Annotated in this window: 18 protein-coding genes; 7 read left to right on the top strand and 11 right to left on the bottom strand. The window is 65.9% G+C overall.

Going from position 1 to position 17,629, the window contains the following annotated elements:
* Nucleotides 1–144 precede the first annotated feature (144 nt).
* From ABE459_RS23495 to ABE459_RS23480, 4 genes are all read right to left on the bottom strand, one after another.
* On the bottom strand, nucleotides 145–633 hold the full coding sequence (locus ABE459_RS23495) for a DoxX family protein (protein ID WP_323833634.1): 489 nt from the start codon (nucleotides 631–633) through the stop codon (nucleotides 145–147).
* A 17-nt stretch (nucleotides 634–650) separates the two neighbouring features.
* Nucleotides 651–1,262: a ferric reductase-like transmembrane domain-containing protein gene (locus ABE459_RS23490; protein WP_323833636.1), complete on the bottom strand. Its 612-nt coding sequence runs from the start codon at nucleotides 1,260–1,262 to the stop codon at nucleotides 651–653.
* Between the two features lie 363 nt (nucleotides 1,263–1,625).
* Complete coding sequence (locus tag ABE459_RS23485) at nucleotides 1,626–2,912, bottom strand: HAMP domain-containing sensor histidine kinase (RefSeq protein ID WP_125464253.1); 1,287 nt, start codon at nucleotides 2,910–2,912, stop codon at nucleotides 1,626–1,628.
* Nucleotides 2,909–3,649, bottom strand: coding sequence for a response regulator (locus tag ABE459_RS23480; protein WP_110994426.1), 741 nt, complete (start codon nucleotides 3,647–3,649; stop codon nucleotides 2,909–2,911). Before ABE459_RS23480 ends, ABE459_RS23485 begins: the two co-directional genes overlap by 4 nt.
* 218 nt (nucleotides 3,650–3,867) lie before the next feature.
* Between ABE459_RS23480 and ABE459_RS23475 the strand changes: the two genes are divergently transcribed.
* Both ABE459_RS23475 and ABE459_RS23470 read left to right on the top strand, forming a co-directional pair.
* Nucleotides 3,868–4,143: a DUF2790 domain-containing protein gene (locus ABE459_RS23475; protein ID WP_125464252.1), complete on the top strand. Its 276-nt coding sequence runs from the start codon at nucleotides 3,868–3,870 to the stop codon at nucleotides 4,141–4,143.
* Nucleotides 4,144–4,171: 28 nt separating this feature from the next.
* Entirely contained in the window at nucleotides 4,172–4,687 is a 516-nt protein-coding gene (locus tag ABE459_RS23470; RefSeq protein ID WP_323833640.1) for a thioredoxin family protein, read from the top strand.
* A gap of 4 nt (nucleotides 4,688–4,691) precedes the next feature.
* On the opposite strand, the gene ABE459_RS23465 is transcribed toward ABE459_RS23470, so the two are convergent.
* A complete protein-coding gene (locus ABE459_RS23465; protein WP_125464251.1) occupies nucleotides 4,692–5,702 on the bottom strand; it encodes a GlxA family transcriptional regulator in 1,011 nt (336 codons plus the stop codon).
* A 526-nt stretch (nucleotides 5,703–6,228) separates the two neighbouring features.
* On the opposite strand from ABE459_RS23465, the gene ABE459_RS23460 reads away from it, so the two are divergent.
* From ABE459_RS23460 to ABE459_RS23450, 3 genes are all read left to right on the top strand, one after another.
* Entirely contained in the window at nucleotides 6,229–6,642 is a 414-nt protein-coding gene (locus ABE459_RS23460) for a RidA family protein (protein ID WP_323833429.1), read from the top strand.
* A 210-nt stretch (nucleotides 6,643–6,852) separates the two neighbouring features.
* Nucleotides 6,853–7,353, top strand: a complete 501-nt coding sequence (locus tag ABE459_RS23455) for a GNAT family N-acetyltransferase (RefSeq protein WP_323833431.1) — start codon at nucleotides 6,853–6,855, stop codon at nucleotides 7,351–7,353.
* A gap of 125 nt (nucleotides 7,354–7,478) precedes the next feature.
* Complete coding sequence (locus tag ABE459_RS23450; protein WP_323833433.1) at nucleotides 7,479–9,581, top strand: EAL domain-containing protein; 2,103 nt, start codon at nucleotides 7,479–7,481, stop codon at nucleotides 9,579–9,581.
* 30 nt (nucleotides 9,582–9,611) lie between these two features.
* Here ABE459_RS23450 and ABE459_RS23445 read toward each other — a convergent pair whose 3' ends face one another.
* The 6 genes from ABE459_RS23445 to ABE459_RS23420 all read right to left on the bottom strand — a co-directional run bounded on the left by ABE459_RS23445 (nucleotide 9,612) and on the right by ABE459_RS23420 (nucleotide 14,924).
* The gene (locus ABE459_RS23445; protein ID WP_309474893.1) at nucleotides 9,612–10,403 is read right to left on the bottom strand and encodes an amino acid ABC transporter ATP-binding protein; all 792 of its coding nucleotides are present in this window, start codon (nucleotides 10,401–10,403) and stop codon (nucleotides 9,612–9,614) included.
* Between the two features lie 24 nt (nucleotides 10,404–10,427).
* A complete protein-coding gene (locus ABE459_RS23440; RefSeq protein WP_125464246.1) occupies nucleotides 10,428–11,672 on the bottom strand; it encodes an FAD-binding oxidoreductase in 1,245 nt (414 codons plus the stop codon).
* Nucleotides 11,673–11,688: 16 nt separating this feature from the next.
* Entirely contained in the window at nucleotides 11,689–12,399 is a 711-nt protein-coding gene (locus tag ABE459_RS23435) for an ABC transporter permease subunit (RefSeq protein ID WP_323833435.1), read from the bottom strand.
* Nucleotides 12,396–13,115 (bottom strand): ABC transporter permease subunit, encoded by a 720-nt coding sequence (locus ABE459_RS23430; protein ID WP_323833437.1) that lies wholly within the window; start codon nucleotides 13,113–13,115, stop codon nucleotides 12,396–12,398. The genes ABE459_RS23435 and ABE459_RS23430 overlap by 4 nt, the downstream gene beginning before the upstream one ends.
* A gap of 154 nt (nucleotides 13,116–13,269) precedes the next feature.
* Nucleotides 13,270–14,022, bottom strand: coding sequence for a transporter substrate-binding domain-containing protein (locus ABE459_RS23425; RefSeq protein ID WP_125464243.1), 753 nt, complete (start codon nucleotides 14,020–14,022; stop codon nucleotides 13,270–13,272).
* Between the two features lie 26 nt (nucleotides 14,023–14,048).
* A complete protein-coding gene (locus ABE459_RS23420; protein ID WP_125464242.1) occupies nucleotides 14,049–14,924 on the bottom strand; it encodes a MurR/RpiR family transcriptional regulator in 876 nt (291 codons plus the stop codon).
* Nucleotides 14,925–15,066: 142 nt separating this feature from the next.
* On the opposite strand from ABE459_RS23420, the gene ABE459_RS23415 reads away from it, so the two are divergent.
* Together ABE459_RS23415 and ABE459_RS23410 are read left to right on the top strand one after the other, a co-directional pair.
* Entirely contained in the window at nucleotides 15,067–16,092 is a 1,026-nt protein-coding gene (locus tag ABE459_RS23415; RefSeq protein WP_258704384.1) for an Ldh family oxidoreductase, read from the top strand.
* A 254-nt stretch (nucleotides 16,093–16,346) separates the two neighbouring features.
* The gene (locus tag ABE459_RS23410) at nucleotides 16,347–17,543 is read left to right on the top strand and encodes an amino acid aminotransferase (protein ID WP_323833439.1); all 1,197 of its coding nucleotides are present in this window, start codon (nucleotides 16,347–16,349) and stop codon (nucleotides 17,541–17,543) included.
* The last annotated feature ends 86 nt before the right edge of the window (nucleotides 17,544–17,629 follow it).

The raw sequence follows: 17,629 nt of genomic DNA, 5'->3' as shown, positions 1-17,629 counted from the left end.
CCCACAGGTTTCGCGCCAGCTTGAGGCTTTGCGCAATCCTGTGGGAGCGGGTTTACCCGCGAAGGGCCGCAAAGCGGCCCCAATTGGCTTGACTGACCGGCATCAGGGCCCACGCTCACCGAGCGTGGGCCCTTTTTTGTGGGTTCAGGCCCGACGCCACAGCCAGTGGTCCAGGCTCAGACGCCCCGAACCTTTGAGCAGCAACGGCAGCAGCGCCACCAGGTAGATCAGCGGCAGCTTGAAGTTGCCATACCCCTGGTCGCTGATCGCATAGCCCTGGGCCAGCTCGGCAAGGCTTGACCACTCGGCCGGCCAATGCACGGCAGCAATCGCCACCAGCGTCACCACCGCCAGCACCGCGCTGGCCAGTCGCGTGCCCAGGCCCAACAGCAGTAGCAGCGGGCAGAGCAACTCGGCCCACATCGACAATTGCCAGTTCAGGCTCGCCGGCAGCAGGTCGAAGGGGAAGGGGAAGCTCCCTTGCAAGTCGGCGAACCAGTTGGCGCCGTTGAATTTTTCCAGCCCCGATTCGAAGAACTCCCAAGCCAGGAATAGCCGAAGCGGCACGTCGGCGCCCCAGCTGCCGATGCGGTCGAGGGCGGTGAACGGGCGGGTCAGGGTGTGCGTCAACATGGCAGGACTCCTTGGGATCAGTGGGACGTGGCCGGGCGGCGCAGTGGCAGGGCTGCCTTGGCGATGAGCTTGAGGATGATGGCGGCGAACATCAGGGCGAATGCCAGCGGGTACCCGCCACCGAGGGGAATGCGCTTGTAGAACGACAGGCAGAACACCGCTGCCAGCACCCAGGTCCCCGTGCTGTGCAGGCCCTTCCACAGGCGCTGGCCGAGCAGGCGAGCGGGCGTTTTGAACGAGGTGACGCACAGCAACAGGATGAACAGATAACCCAGCGAGCCCGGCAGGTTGGCCAGCGCCGTGCGCCCGGCCCAGAACAGTTCAGGGAAGCGTTGGGCATAGAGGTAGATGAGCGCCCCGTGAACTGTGTGTGAAAACGCGAAGGCCAGGCCCAGGTAGCGTCTTTCACGCATCAGCTGGCGGCTTGCCGCACCGGGCAGCAGGGTCACCAGTGACGAGGCGAGGAAGGCCAGCAGGAACAGCGCGAACGAGCTGCGTGCGGTAGCGCGGATAGCGCTGCGCAGGCCTTCGGCGCCCGACGGGTAGGCGGCGAGCACGGCGGCGGTCATCAGCAGGGTCAGGGCGGCGAGGGCGGCAAATAGCTTCCAGCCGGAGGGCAAGGCTTTCATCGATGGGATTCCCGGGTGTGCGACGACGGCGGGGTGCCGTCGCTCTGTCGTGGCCGGGAGTGTGTGCGGGTGGGGTATCTGCAGTGTGTCGGCGGATTGGGGGTTGTGTATCGGTTTGTAGGTTGCGTGTGCCTTTATTGCCTCATCGCCGGCAATCTCCGACAAAAACGGGCTGCACGCTCAGTGTAGGAGCGGCCTTGTGCCGCGAAAGGGCTGCAAGCAGCCCCGGCGATTTCAGTTTTCACGCTGAAATCCTGGGGCCGCGTTGCGGCCCTTTCGCGGCACAAGGCCGCTCCTACAGGGGCGATGCAGTCGGGGTGGGACCAACACGACAGCGTTGCTCGCCGAGGCCGGGCGAACCGCTCAGCGCAGCTCGATCTGTGCGCACAGCCCGCCTTCTGCGCGGTTGCGCAAGGTAAGGCTGCCGCCCATGGCCTGGGTCAGCTGATGGGCGATGGCCAGGCCGAGTCCGGTGCCGCCGGTACTGCGATTGCGCGACCCCTCGACTCGGTAGAACGGCTTGAGCACTTCATCGAGCTCCGCTTCAGGAATGCCCGGGCCGTCGTCGAGTACACGGATCAGCGTCACGCCGCCCTCATGGCCGACTTCAAGCTGGGCGGCGCCGGCAAACTTCAGGGCGTTGTCCACCAGGTTGACCAGCACCCGACGCAGGGCGTGGGGGCGTGCCTGCAGGGTAGCCTGGGTGCTGCCACGGCGCTCAACCCGGGCACCGCTGTCCTGGTAGTCGAACACCAGGCTGTCGAGGAAGGCATCCAGGTTGACCTTGCACGGTGCCTCTGTGCCGCTGTCCATGCTGCGGGCGTAGGCCACGCCTTCGCGCACCAGATGCTCCATGGCATCGAGGTCGTGCCACAGCTTGTCCTTTTCCAGCCCGTCGTCCATCTGCTCGACCCGCAGTTTCATGCGGGTGATCGGCGTTTGCAGGTCGTGGGAGATCGCCGCAAGCAGTTGCATGCGTTCCTTGAGGTAGGCCGCGATACGCGCCTGCAGGGCATTGAAGGCGACGGCGGCGTAGCGCACCTCGCGCGGGCCGCTTTCGTCCAGCAGCGGGCCGGGGTGGTTCGGGTCGAGGTTGTCCACCGCCTGCACCAGGCGGGTCAGCGGGCCGATGGCCAGGCGTACGGCCAGCCAGGTGCAGAGCAGCAGCACCAGCAGCTGGATCAGCAGCACCACCGGCAGCCAGGTGGCCACCGGCACCGGCGCCGGGGTCACGTCGATGGTCAAGGGCGCGCCGTCGGCCAGGCGCAGGTGGGCCTGGAAGTGCGCGTTGGGGCCGGGTATCTCGAGGAAGGTCAACTGATAGCGATCACCGATGGCCTTGACGATCGACTCGGCGGCCATGGGTGCTTCGGCACTGGGCATGGCCTCGCCGGGCAGCCCGCCGTCGAGGCGGTAGCGGTAGGTGCGCCGCTCCAGGCGCGGCAGCCAGGCCGGGCGCTCGGCGGCGGGCAGGCGGTCGAGGATGGCCACCGAGGTGGACACGTCCAGCTCCAGGTTGCTGAGCATCATCGAGCGGCTGCTGACGTAGCGTTCATACGCCTGCAGGCTGAACGACAGGCCGTAGGCCAGCACCAGTCCGGTGAAGAAGATCAGCGCCAGGCGCGAGGCGAGGGTGCGCGGCCATTTCATGCAGGCGACTCCAGCAGTTGCACCGGCAGCGAGAACACATAGCCCTCGCTGCGCACGGTCTTGATGCAGGTAGGCTCGCGGGCGTCGTCGCCCAGGCGCTGGCGCAGGCGGCTGACCAGCAGGTCGATGGAGCGGTCGAAGATGTCGGCCTCGCGGCCTTGGGTGAGGTTGAGCAGTTGTTCGCGGCTGAGCACCCGCTGCGGGTGGTCGAGAAATACCCGCAGCAGCCGGTATTCGGCGCCGGACAGCGCCACCAGCGTCCCTTCGGCGTCCAGCAGGTGACGCGAGGTGGTGTCCAGGCGCCAGGGGCCGAAGGCGATCAGCCGGCTGCTTTCGCTGATGGTCAGGTTGGGCGGCAGCATGCGCGTGCGGCGCAGCACGGCGTTGATCCGCGCCAGCAACTCGCGGGCGGAGAAGGGCTTGGTCAGGTAGTCGTCGGCGCCCATTTCCAGGCCGATGATGCGGTCGGTTTCGTCGTTGCGCGCGGTCAGCATCAGCACCGGCGTATTGCGGTGCTTGCCGGCGCGCAGCTCGCGGCACAGCAGCAGGCCGTCGTCCCCGGGCATCATGATGTCGAGAACGATCAGGTCGACGGCGTTGTTCTCCAGGAAGGCGCGCATCTGCCGGCCATCGGCGACGATACTGGTGCGCAGGCCGTTCTTCTTCAGGTAGTTGCCGACCAGTTCGCGGATCTCGCGGTCGTCGTCAACGACCAGGATGTGATCGACGTGTTCCATCGGGAGTGTCCTTGTCTTGGGTGTGGGCGCAGTGTACAGAGCACGTTCGGCCTTGCCTGCGGCGGTTTGTATTGCAGTGTATCTGGCGCGGCTGCAGATACAGGCGCAGGCACTTCGGTGCCTCGGAGGACACAAGCGCGATACCTGGCAGCGCTGAAATGGCTCTCGACCGGGGAGCAACTCCTCCCCACCCAAGAAGCTGCACCAGGAGAGATGCCATGACCTTCAAGACATTTACCAGCGCTGCCCTGTTCGCCATCCTTGGCCTGGGTGCCATCACCGCCCAGGCCAGCAGCACCTCGATGAACGACAGCAGCGTGATGCAGTATCGCTACGGGGACCATCTGGACATCAAGAAAGTCCTGTCGGTAAAAGATGACCAGCGCACTGGCTGTGGCCTGGTCAACACCCGCATGGACTACCTCGATTCCCACGGCAAGCCGCAAAGCGTCGAGTACCGCACCTATGCCACCAGCAGCTGCCATGACAACTGATCCGCGCGGTAAAGGGAGCAAACGTCGCCTGCTCAAGGCCGGCGGCGTGGCCCTGGCCCTGGTCGGGCTGGGGCTGGCCGGCCACCTGCTGGCACGCGACAACTACGGCCCGATGCCGTCGCTGGCCGGCGCCGAGCAGTGGCTGAACTCACCACCGCTGGAGGGGCAACAGCTCAAGGGCAAGGTGGTGCTGGTGGATTTCTGGACCTACGACTGCATCAACTGCCGGCGCAGCCTGCCCCATGTCAACAACTGGGCGCGACGCTATGCCGACCAAGGGCTGGTGGTGGTCGGGGTGCACACGCCGGAGTACGACTACGAGCACGAAGTCGCCAGCCTGCGTGAGCAAGTCAAACGGTTGGGTATCGGCTATCCGGTGGCGGTGGACAACGACTATCGGATCTGGAATGCCTGGGGAAACCAGTTCTGGCCCGCGCACTACTTTGTCGATCGCAAGGGGCAGGTGCGGCATGTGCATTTCGGCGAAGGCGATTACGACGGGCAGGAGCAGGTCATAAGGCAGCTGCTCGATGAGCGGGGGTAGCCGATTACTCGCCCAGGCGCTGCTCGCGTGACGGCGGGTAGCCAAAGTACGCCGCATAGCACTTGCTGAAGTGCGACACCGAGACAAACCCGCAAGCCACCGCCACTTCCATCACCGAAAGGTCGGAATATTGCAGCAGGCGCCGGCTCTTGGTGATGCGCAGCTCCATGTAGTAGCGCCGTGGCGAGGTGCCGAGCTGGGCCTGGAACAACCGGTCGATCTGCCGCCGCGAGCGCCCGGAGTAGGCAGCCAGTTGGTCGAGGCTCAGGGTTTCCTCGAGGTTGTTTTCCATCAGCTCGACGATGGTGCGCAGGTGCAGGCTCATGGACTTTTTCGCCCCCGGGCCGACCTGGCGATAGCGCGCCCCGGAGAACGACAGGATCTCTTCCACGCCCTCGGCCAGGGCATCGCCGTACAGCCGGCGGACCAGGCCGAGCATCAGCTCCATGGCGCCGTTGGGGCTGGCGGCGCTGAGGCGGTCACGGTCGAGGGTGAAGCTGGCCGGGGTGATGCGGGTTTGCGGGCTGCATTCGCTGAGGCTGGCGCGCTGCTCGGGGTGAACACTGCAACCGTAGTCGTCGAGCACCCCGGCGCGGCCGAGGAACCAGGCGCCGTTCCACAGCCCGCCCAGGGTCATGCCGTGGGCGGCGCAGTCGCCGAGCAGGCGATCAAGGCTCGGGTATTTGAGCGGGGTACGCAGGCCGCCGCAGATCACCAGCAGGTCGAGGTCGTGCAGGTCGGTCGGTTCCAGCGGGCTGGCTACCAGCTCCAGGCCCAGATCGCTGAGCACCCGGTCACCGCCGCCCATCGACAAGGGGGTGAAGGCAAAACTGTCGGCGCGCAGCAGGTTGGCGGTGACCAGCACGTCCATGGCCACGGTGAAGCTGGCCATGGAGAAATGTTCAAGCAGGACAAAGTCGACCCGGTAAGGCCGCTGGGCGCTGCCGTCGCTGGTCTTGAGCCGCAGCATGTTGCTGGTGCTGGTTTTCTTGCTGAACTGGCGTGGCGTGGGCACTGCGGACTCCGCTTCCTGGCTGGCGGCAGTGAGTGTGCGGGGTGTGGCGGGTAAAGACAACTGGGGGCGGGCGCTGGGTGTATGTCATGGAATGGTGGGTGGGCAGCCAGGTGTAGGGCGACAAGTTTGCAGTGTCTATCAGATCGAGCGCCGCCCGCGCGGCGCATCGCTGGCAAGCCAGCTCCCACATCTGTTTCGGGCCAGTCACTCCTGTGACTACATCGCTGTACGCCTTGTTGGCCCGACTCGATTTCGAAGTGGGCGCTGAAGGCCCTGCGCCTGACTTTAGACATGCACCAAGGCGGGCAGCGGTACCCTCACAGGCATAATTGGCCCGAAACAAATGTGGGAGCTGGCTTGCCAGCGATGCGCCGCGCGGGCGGCGCTCGATCTCATAGGCGCTGCAAAACCTCCGCCGGACACCTCGCAGCCTTCACTGCGCCATAGACAGAGTCGCGCCTCTACTTGACCTCAACCAAACCTGAGGTCTGATACTCGCCCGCTCTTCCCACGATGGAGCGTGCCCATGCCCCAACCAAACGCTTTTACCCTGTCCAACCCCGAAGGCCTCTACGACCCCAGCGCCAACGCGTATTCCCATGTCGCCGAAGTACGCGCCGGCAGTCGCCTGCTGTACGTGGCCGGGCAGGGCGGCGAGGGCCTGGATGGCGCGCTGTCGCCACAGTTCGACGCGCAGGTGCGTCAGGCGCTGATCAACCTGAAGATCGCCCTGGCCTCCAAAGGTGCCAGCCTGCAGGACGTGTTCAAACTCACCCTACTGGTGGTGGACCACAGCGAAACCCGGTTGCAGCAATGGGTGGCCGCAGCGACCCGCGCCTGGGATGGCAACATGACCCCGACCTGCACCTTGATCCCGGTACCGCGGCTGGCGCTGGACGGCATGCTGGTGGAAATCGATGCGGTGGCGGCGCTGATCTAGGGGCGTTGTGCGATCTCTGTAGGAGCGGCCTTGTGCCGCGATAGGGCTGCGCAGCAGCCCCGGCTATTGTGTGACATACACAGAGCCTGGGGCCGCTTCGCGCCCCTTTCGCGGCACAAGGCCGCTCCTACAATGACCGTGCAAGGCCATCGATGCGCAGTTGCCAGCTTGGCGCTAGAATCGCGCTTCCTCACTGCCAGAGCGCCCTTGATGCCCACCCCCATCGAACTGCTGCAGAGCGGCCCCGAGCAGGCCGATCTGGTACGCAACCTCTACCAGTTCTATGCCTACGAATCGTCCGATTGGGAGCAGGAGGATGTCGAGGTGGACGGGCGCTTCTACCTCCACGAGCCGCACTTCGAGCGCTACTGGCAGTCCCCCGGCTGGGCCGCCCACCTGGTGCTGGTGGATGGCTTCATCGCCGGTTTCGTGCTGGTCGAGCGCAGCGAACTGCCGGGCATCGATGCACTGGAGCTGGCCGACCTGTTCATCCTCAAGCGCTATCGGCGCCAGGGCGTAGGCCGCGCCGTGGCCCTGCAGTTGCTGAGCGACGGCCGGGTCGACTGGCTGCTGCGGTGCTATGCCGGGGATGCCCCGGCCATGAGCTTCTGCCAGGCCGTGCTGGCCGACCTGCCGCGCCCGGTACGCGAGATCGCGTTGGACGACGAACCGCAGTTGCGCAATTTTCTGGTCACACCGTACCGCCATTGAATGCGCGCGATTTTTTTGTGACGCACTTCACAAAAACCGTTCGTCTGGCGGCATAATGCCAGTAATTCGTATTTTCGGACTGGTCTGACGCGAAGTCCGGAAGCTTCCTTGCTCAGGTAAATCCCATGCCGCTAGCTGCAAGCCCAGAGACCCTGTCCCGCCTGTTGATCCAGAGCGTGGTCGACTACGCCATCTACCTGCTGACCCCCGAGGGTGTCGTCGCCAGTTGGAATCCGGGGGCGCAGCGGGCCAAGGGCTACCATGCCGAGGAAATCGTTGGCCAGCATTTCTCGGTGTTCTACACCGACGCCGACCGCGATGCCGGCCTGCCGGCCCTGAGCCTGGCAACCGCCCTGGAAGCCGGGCGCTTCCAGGCAGACGGCCTGCGCCAGCGCAAGGACGGTTCGCACTTCTGGACCAGCGTGGTGATCGAGCCGATCCTCGACGAAGGCAGCGGCCAGCTGATTGGCTTTGCCAAGATCACCCGCGATATGTCCGAGCGCCGCCAGCAGGAGCTGGAACTGCTCAAGGCCAAGGAACTGGCCGAGCAATACAGCCAGGAGATGACCACCCTGTCGCAGTTCCTCGACTCGGTGATCGGCAATATCCCGGCCAGTGTCATCGTGCAGGACCTGGCAAGCGAGCAGATCCTGCTGGCCAACCCCCAGGCCGAGCGCCTGTTCGGTGGCCAGGGCGTCAGCCTGGCCGGCCAGTTGCCCGGGCAGGGCCTGGCCCCGGAGGCGGCGCAATACCTGGAGCAGCAACTGGCCCGCGGCGCGCGCAGCAGCAAGGGCTATGTCGCCGAAACCCGCGTCGACACCGCCAGCGGCCCGCGTACCCTGCGCAGCCGCACGCTGCGCTGCGAGGGCCGCGCCGGGCAGGGCGACTACGTGTTGTACGTGGCCGAGGATGCCACCGAGGAACTGGCCGCCCACGCCCAGATTCACCACATGGCCCACCATGACGCGCTGACCGGGCTGCCCAACCGCACGCTGTTCCATGAACGGCTCAAGCAGGCCCTGGTGCGCGGCGAGGACAGCGGCAAGCTGACCGCCACCCTGTGCCTGGACCTGGACAACTTCAAGAACATCAACGACACCCTTGGCCACGCCTTCGGCGACAAGTTGCTGCGCGCCCTCGGCAAGCGCCTGCGCCGCGAGCTGCGCGAGCACGACACCCTGGCGCGCCTCGGCGGTGACGAGTTTGCCGTGGTGCTGGTCGGCCTGGATAACCGCGAGGCCGCGCGCAACACCGCGCAGCGCCTGATCGATGCAATCAGCCCGCCGTTCCATATCGAGGGCCACCAGTTCAGCGTGGGGGTGAGCATCGGTGTGGCGATCGCGCCCGACGATCACGACAACGCCGAACAACTGCTCGGTTACGCCGACATGGCCCTGTACGAAGCCAAGCGCAACGGCCGCAACCGTTTCGAGAGCTTCCATGTCGAGCTGGACGTGGCTGCCCGCCAGCGCCGCCTGGTGGAAACCGACCTGCGCACGGCCCTGCACCTGGGCCAGCTGCAACTGCACTACCAGGCCGTGGTCGACCAGCAGAGCAACAGCGTCACCGGCTACGAGGCGCTGCTGCGCTGGGAGCACCCGGTGCGTGGCATGATCATGCCCATGGACTTCATTCCGATTGCCGAAGAGACCGGGTTGATCCACGAACTCGGTGTTCGCGCGCTCAACCTGGCCTGCCAGGAAGCGGCAAGCTGGGGCACCGAGCAGACGGTTTCGGTCAACCTCTCGCCGGTGCAGTTCAAGAATGCCAACCTGGTCCACACCGTGGCCCTGGCCCTGGCCGACTCGGGGCTGCCGGCCACGCGCCTGGAGCTGGAGATTACCGAGTCGGTGCTGCTGGGCAACAGCGAGGAAAACGTGCGCACCTTAAGGGCACTGAAGGACCTGGGGGTGTCGATCTCCCTCGACGACTTCGGCACCGGCTACTCGTCGCTGGGTTACCTGCGCTCGTTCCCGTTCGACCGGATCAAGATCGACAAGTCGTTCGTCCACGACATGTGCGACAGCCGCGAGGCGATGTCGATCATCCGCGCCATCACCGAGCTGTCCAACAGCCTGATGATCAAGACCACGGCCGAAGGGGTGGAGTCGGAGGAACAGATGCAGCGGCTGATGGCCGAAGGTTGCTCGCACTTCCAGGGCTACCTGTACGGGCGCCCGGCGCCGGCCAGCGAGCGCCTCAAACAGCTCACGTCGGCCGGCCAGTAAGCGGCGCGGGCTTGCCCCGCGCCAACGGGCTCAGTGCAGGATCTGCTTGAGGAACGCCTGCGCCCGGGCCGTGCGTGGCTGGCCGAAGAACAGCTCGGGCGGGCTGTCCTCGATGATCTGCCCGCCTTCAAGGAACAGCACGCGCTCGGCCACCTGGCGGGCGAAGCCCATTTCGTGGGTGACGCAGAGCATGGTCATGCCGGTGCCGGCCAACTGCACCAGCACGTCCAGCACCTCGGCGACCATCTCCGGGTCGAGCGCCGAGGTGGGTTCGTCGAACAGCATGATCCGCGGCTTCATGCACAGCGCCCGGGCGATGGCCACGCGCTGTTGCTGGCCGCCGGAGAGCTGGCTGGGATACTTGTGCGCCTGATTCTCGATGCCGACCTTGGCCAGGTACATGCGTGCCCGTTCCTCGGCGTCCTTGCGCGACAGGCCGCGCACGCTGGTGGGCGCCAGCAGGCAGTTGTCGAGCACGCTCATGTGCGGGAACAGGTTGAAGTGCTGGAACACCATGCCGATTTCGCTGCGTATCTGGGTGGCTTTGCGGTCGGTGCCGGCCACGTCGATGCCGGCCACCTGGATACTGCCCTGCTGGGCGATCTCCAGGCGGTTGATGCAGCGTATCAGCGTCGATTTACCCGAGCCCGACGGGCCGCACAGCACGATGCGCTCGCCTTCGCGCACCGACAGGTCGATATCGTGCAGCACGTGAAACGCGCCGTAGTGCTTGTTCAATCCCTCGATGCGGATCAGCTCCGGGCGCAGGTCGGGCGTGGGTTGTGGAGTGGCAAGGCTGGCAAGACTGGAAGGTGCGGACATCGTTATTGTTCTCCCGCTCAGGGTTCAGTCGAAGCGTGCGGCGCTATAGGGCGCAGGGTCGGTGAAAGGGCGTTCGCCGGTCATCAGCTCGGCCAGCAGGCGGCCGCTGACCGGGCCCAGGGTGAGGCCGTGGTGGGCGTGGCCGAAGTTGAACCACAGGCCCTGGTGCCGAGGTGCCGGGCCGATCACCGGGCGCATGTCCGGCAGGCACGGGCGGCGGCCCAGCCAGGGCTTGTCGTCCAGGCGTTCACCCAGGGCCGGGAACAGTTTGCGCGCCAGGGCTTCGCAGCGGCGCAGCTGGATCTCGTTGCCGGGGGCGTCGCTGGCGGCGAACTCGATGCCAGTGGTCAGGCGCACGCCGCGGGCCATCGGCGCCAGTACGTAGCCGCCCTGGGTGTCGCAGACCGAATGCTGTAGTTCGGCGCCGTCGCGGGTGCCGTAGTGCATGTGGTAGCCGCGCTTGATCCCCAGCGGGAAGTGGTAACCCAGGCGCTCATAGAGCTCTGCGGATTGCGGGCCGAGGCAGGCCACGACTTCGTCGGCAGTGACCGCGCCGCGCTGGGTGTCGACCTGCCAGCCGCCTTCGCTGCGTTGCAGGGTGCGGGCGTCGCCATGCAGGAACTGGCCGCCACGCTGGACGAACAGGGCGGCATAGCCACGGGTGAGGCCGCCGGGGTTGCTCACGGTCTTCGGGTCGAGCCAGTGGATGCCGCCGACCACGCCGCCGTCGAGCCCCTGCTCGCGGGCTTGCAGTTGCCCACGGTCGAGGAATTCGTATTTCAGGCCATAGCGCGCCAGGCCCAGCACATCCTGCTTGGCCTGCTCGAACAGCGCGCTGTCGCGGTATACCTCGATCCAGCCCTTGGCCTGCACCAGGCCTTGCAGCCCGGCGGCCTCGATCAGGGCGTCGTGTTCCTCGACGCAGCGTTGCACCAGCGGCAGCATGTCCGCCGCGGCTTCGGCCACGCGGCCCGGCGCCGATTGCTGCCAGTAGCGCAGCAGCCAAGGCGCGGCCTTGGGCAGGTGCAGCAGGCTGTAGCGCACGTCGGGCTGGCGATTGAGGCCGTAGCGCAGCAGCGCGCCGAACTGCCGGGGGAAGGCATAGGGGATCACGCTGGAGCGCTCGATCAGCCCGGCGTTGCCGTGGCTGGTGCCGCTGCCCGGCTCGTCGCGGTCGATGAGGATCACCTGGCGGCCGCGCGCCTGCAGGTGCAGCGCGGTGCTGACGCCGACGATACCGGCGCCCAGAACGATGGTTTGGCAATGCATGGAACGTATCCTTCAATCAGTTCAGGTGGCGGCCCAGGCGGGCCTCCAGGTGTTTCAGGGTGCGCCGGACGATCTCGACGATCAGCAGGTAGAGCACCGCCGCCCACAGGTAGATCTGGAAGTCGAAGCTGCGCGAGAAGGCCAGTTTGGTCACCCCCATCAGGTCGAAGATGGTCACCAGCGAGGCAATGGCGCTGGCCTTGATCATCATGATCAGCTCGTTGCCCAGTGGTCCGATGGCCACCAGCAACGATTGCGGCAGGATCACCTTGAAGAAGGTGGTCGAGCGCTTGAGGTTGAGCGCCTTGGCCGCCTCGTACTGCCCCGGGGCGATGGCCAGCAGGCTGGCGCGGAAGATCTCCGCCTGGTAGGCCGCCGTGTTCAAGGTGAAGGCGAGCAGGGCGCAGTACCATGCCTCGCGGAAGAACCACCACAGCCCGACGTCCTGCCAGAAACCTTTGAGCGAGCCCAGCCCGTAGTACAGCAGGAACAGCTGGGCCAGCAGTGGCGAGCCGCGGAAGAAGTACACATAGCCGGCGGCCAGGCGCTGCAGCACGAGGCTGCGCGACATCCGCGCCAGGGCCAGCAGCATGCCCAGCAGCGCGCCCAGGGTGAACGAGATGGCCACCAGCTTGGCGGTGACCAGCAGGCCGTCGACGAAGCGAGGGCCGTAGCGCTCCAGCAGGTCTGGGTCGAGCACGTAGGCCAGCAGTTGTTCGAGGCTCATGTGCGGGCTCCTTGCAGGTGGCGGTTGCTGCGTTTTTCAAGCAAGGCGAAGACCCGGCCCGAGACTGCCGAGAACAGCAGGTAGATCAGGCAGGCCACGCCGTAGAAGAACATCGGCTCCTTGGTCACGCTGACTGCCAGGTTGGTCTGGCGCATCAGGTCGATCAGCGAGATGGTCGACACCAGCGAGGTGTCCTTGAGCAGGCTCAGCCAGTTGTTCGAAAGCCCCGGCAGGGCGATGCGCGTCAGCTGCGGCAGCACCACCTTGAAGAACCCGGTGCGCTTGCTCAGGCCCAGGGCCGAGCAGGCTTCCAGCTGGCCCTTGGGCAGGGTCTTGAAGGCCATCAGCCAGATTTCGCTGGAAAACGCGGCGAACACCAGGCTGAAGGCGACCATGGCGGCGAGGAAGGTGTTGATCAGCACCTCGCCCGGGTAGCCCAGGGCGGCGAGGATCTTCTGCGCGGCGATCTGGCAGCCGTAGTAGATGATCAGCAGGGTGAGCAGTTCGGGCAGGCCGCGGAACACCGTGGAGAAGGTGGTGGCCCAGGACCGTGGCAGGCGTTTGCGCGAACGTGCGGCCAGGGCCACCAGCAGCCCCAGCGGCAGGCCGACGGGCAGGCAGGCGAGGGCCAGCGACACGGTCACCAGGGCGCCGGCCAGCAGCGCCTGGCCCCAGCCGCCGCTGGCGAAGGACAGTAGAGACAGTTGATCGAGCATGGATTGAGCCCTCGGGGTCGGCGGGTCTGGGGGCGCTTTGCGCCCCTTTCGCGGCACAAGGCCACTCCTACAAGTGACTGCGTTGCTCTGTAGGAGCGGCCTTGCGCCGCGAAAGGGCTGCGTAGCAGTCCCAGGGATCTGTCAGGCCGCCGCGTCAGTTATAGATATCGAAGGCAAAGTACTTGCTGGCGATCTTCTGGTAAGTGCCATTGGCCACGATCGCCGCCAGGGCCGCATTCAACCGGGTGCGCAGCGCCTCGTCGTCCTTGCGCACGGCAATCGCCGCATCGGCCTTGGTGTCCTTGACGTCGCCCAGGATCTTGCAGCAGTCCTGGCCGTTCTTGTTCAGCCACTCGTGCAGCGGGAACTTGTCGGCGATCACCCCGTCCAGGCGCCCGGCGGCAAGGTCGGCGTTGGCTTCGTCCATGGTCGGGTACAGCTTCACGTCGGCGCCGGCCTTGCCGTACACGTCTTCGGCGTAGATCGCCTGGGTGGAGGAGGACTGGGCGCCGACGGTGTAGCCGACGAAGTCGGTCTGCGCGTCGGTGATCTTGCTGTCCTTGGCCACGGCCACGGTCAGCGGGGTGCGGTAGTAGTGGTCGGTGAAGGCGATCTTCTTGCGGCGTTCTTCGGTGTCGATCATCGACGCCACCACAGCGTCGTACTTGCGTGCCATCAGGGCGGGAATGATGCCTTCCCAGTCCTGTGCCACCAGGGTGCACTCGACCTTCATCTGCTCGCACAGAGCGTGGGTGATGTCGATGTCGAAGCCATGCAGCTTGTTATCGGCATCGACATAGTTGAAGGGCGGGTAGGCGCCTTCGGTGGCAAAGCGCAGGGTTTCGGCGCTGGCGGCGCCCGCCAGCAGCAGGGCGCACGCACCCACCACAGCCATGGATCTTTTCATCTCGCACCTCTGTACCAACACTCTTGCTATTGTTGTTTGCCCGCCGGCCACGAGGTGTAGCCGACGAACTCGTTATGTAGAGCGGCAGTTGCTTCCAAGCGTTTTTCAACATCCGGCCCGAGCTTCTTGCAGACCTCGTTGACCATCAGGTGCACCCACGACAGCATCGCCGCCGTGGAGTCCCAGAACAGATTGAATTCGGTGGGGATGCGGAACACCTCGTCGGCGTTGGCATCGGCCCAGTCACAGAAGGTGTCGGTGACCAGCGTCACCGGGATGCCCAGGGCGCGGGCCTTCTGGCACAACTGCAGGGCGTGGCGCGAGTAGCGGCGGGCTTCGAACACCACCAGGGTGAGGTCCTCGGGCTTGCCCAGCAGCACCTCGCCGAAGTGGCCGGCGCTGCCATCCACGCAGTGCACGCCATTGCGCAGGTACTGCAGCAGGTGGGTCATGCACAGGGCAATGCCGCGTTCGGTCTGGAAGCCGGCGATGAACACCTGGGGTTTATTGGCCAGGCGGCGGGCTACCTGGCGCCAGGCCTCGCTGCGGCTGTATTCGTGCACACGGACCAGGGCGGCCATTTCCAGCTCCAGGCTGCCGGCGTGTTCGCGGCCGTCTTCGGGTTGCTGGCGAAACTCCTGCAGGCGATCACCCACCAGCCAGGGGCCATCACCGAGGTCGTTCTGCAAGTCCTGCTTGAGCGCCTTGAGGTGGGCGTAGCCCAGCGCACGACAGAAGCGGCCGACACTCGATTCGCTGACGTCGAGCTTGGCGGCGATGCTCGCCGAAGTCTGGAACGGCAGCTCGTGCAGGTTGGCGAGCATGTAGCTGGCGATCTTGCGGCCAGAGGCGGCAGCGCTGTCGAGGCTGCTTTCCAGGCGTTGCTTGATCGATTGGCTCATGAAGCGCTCCGGCTGATTTCTGGCGTGGAGAAGAAAATGGCTGTTTTCTGTCATCAAGTCAATATTTGACAGATAGCTGTCATTCACGGGAAAGTCAGGGCGTTGCGCTGTAGCCATTCCAATACCAAGAAAGGAGCTTCAGATGTCCGCACCGTCCACCAGCCCTGCCGTGCGCGTGCCCTTTGCCGAGCTGCAGGCGCTGTTGCAAACGATCCTCCAACGCCATGGCTGCAGCGCAGCGGTGGCTGCCGTGCTGGCCCATAACTGCGCCAGCGCCCAGCGCGATGGCGCCCACAGCCATGGTGTGTTCCGTATTCCCGGTTACGTTTCGACCCTGGCCAGCGGCTGGGTCGATGGCACGGCCGTGCCGCAGGTGACCGACGTGGCGTCGGGCTATGTGCGGGTCGATGCCGGCGGCGGTTTTGCCCAGCCAGCCCTGGCGGCGGCGCGCGCGCTGCTGGTGGAGAAGGCCCGCAGCGCCGGCATCGCCGTGCTGGCGATCCACAATTCGCACCACTTCGCCGCCCTGTGGCCGGATGTCGAGCCGTTCGCCGATGAAGGCCTGGTGGCCCTGAGCGTGGTCAACAGCATGACCTGCGTGGTGCCCCACGGTGCGCGCAAGCCGTTGTTCGGCACTAACCCCATCGCTTTTGCCGCGCCGTGCGCCGGGCACGATCCGATCGTGTTCGACATGGCCACCAGCGCCATGGCCCACGGTGACGTGCAGATCGCCGCCCGTGCCGGCCAGCAACTGCCTGAAGGCATGGGCGTGGATGCCGGCGGGCAGCCCACCACCGACCCGAAGGCCATTCTCGAAGGCGGTGCGTTGCTGCCATTTGGCGGGCACAAGGGTTCGGCGCTGTCGATGATGGTCGAGTTGCTGGCGGCGGCGCTGACAGGGGGCAACTTCTCCTGGGAATTCGACTGGGCGGGGCACCCGGGGGCGAAGACGCCGTGGACCGGGCAACTGATCATCGTGATCGACCCGAGCAAGGCCGAGGGCGAGCGCTTTGCCGAGCGCAGCCGTGAACTGGTGGAGCAGATGCAGGCGGTGGGGCTGTCGCGCATGCCGGGTGAGCGTCGCTATCGCGAGCGTGAAGTCGCCGGGCGCGAAGGGGTGGCGTTGACCGAGCAGGAGTTGGCCGGGTTGAAGGAATTGGCTGGCTGACTCGGCGTCATCGGTGTAGGAGCGGCCTTGTGTCGCGAAAGGGTCGCGAAGCGGCCCCAGTTTTCAGCTACGCAACAATAATCGCCGGGGCTGCTGCGCAGCCCTTTCGCGACACAAGGCCGCTCCTACAGGGGGCGACTTGTGCAACGGCGCATCCAGCCCCTTGCACATCAGTGATGTTCCTGACGCCTGTCTGCGGGTATCCTCGCTGCAGCCTTTTCTGAACTGTCCTGATTTCCAAGGAGCTGCACGCTGTGTTCAAACATGTCGATGCCTATGCCGGCGACCCGATCCTCTCGCTGATGGAAACCTTCAAGGCCGACCCGCGCGCCGACAAGGTCAACCTGAGTATCGGCCTGTACTACGACGAAGCCGGCGTGGTGCCGCAGCTGGCGGCGGTGGGTGAAGTCGAGAAGCGCCTGGCCGGCCAGCCCCATGAAGCGTCGCTGTACCTGCCGATGGAAGGCCTGGCCGCCTACCGCCAGGCGATCCAGGCGCTGCTGTTCGGCAGTGATCACCCGGCCGTGGCCGATGGCCGCGTGGCCACCGTGCAGACCGTGGGCGGTTCCGGCGCGCTGAAAGTCGGCGCCGATTTCCTCAAGCGCTACTTCCCGGGCTCGGAAGTCTGGGTCAGCAACCCGACCTGGGACAACCACCGGGCGATCTTCGAAGGCGCGGGCTTCAAGGTGCATACCTACCCGTACTTCGATTCGGCCAGCCGTGGTGTCGACTTCGCCGGCATGCTGGCCACCCTGCAGACCCTGCCGGCCAACAGCGTGGTGCTGCTGCACCCGTGCTGCCACAACCCCACCGGCGTCGACCTGGACCAGCACCAGTGGCAGCAAGTGGTCGAAGTGGTCAAGGCTCGCCAACTGATCCCGTTCCTCGACATCGCCTACCAGGGCTTCGGCGAAGGCCTGGTCGAGGATGCCTACGCCATCCGCGAAATGGCCCGTGCCGGCGTGCCGTGCCTGGTCAGCAATTCGTTCTCGAAGATCTTCTCGCTGTACGGCGAGCGGGTAGGGGGCCTGTCGGTGGTCTGTGACGACGCCGCCACCGCGGTCAGCGTGCTAGGCCAGCTCAAGGCCACCGTGCGCCGCAACTACTCCAGCCCGCCCGCGTTCGGCGCCCAGCTGGTGGCCGGCGTGCTCGGCGATGCCGCGCTCAATGCCCAGTGGGTGGCGGAAGTGGAAGTGATGCGCAAGCGTATCCTCGACATGCGCCAAGGCCTGGTCGACCTGCTCGGCGAGCTGCTGCCGGGCCAGGACTTCCAGTTCTTCCTGCGCCAGCGCGGCATGTTCAGCTACACCGGCTTCAGCGTCGAGCAGGTGCGTCGCCTGCGTGACGAGTTCGGCGTGTATCTGATCGACAGCGGTCGGGTGTGCATGTCCGGGCTGCGTCCGGCCAATCTGCGCCAGGTGGCTGAGGCGTTTGCCGCCGTTCAGCAGTAACCTGCCTGGGGCCGCTTTGCGGCCCTTTCGCGGCACAAGGCCGCTCCTACAGGGAGTTGCGTTTCTCTGTAGGAGCGGCCTTGTGC

It is taken from the genome of Pseudomonas sp. TWI923 (assembly GCF_039673365.1).
Classification (GTDB): domain Bacteria; phylum Pseudomonadota; class Gammaproteobacteria; order Pseudomonadales; family Pseudomonadaceae; genus Aquipseudomonas; species Aquipseudomonas sichuanensis.
Note: the sequence above shows the minus strand (reverse complement) of the source record. Positions and strands in the feature narration are given on the sequence as shown.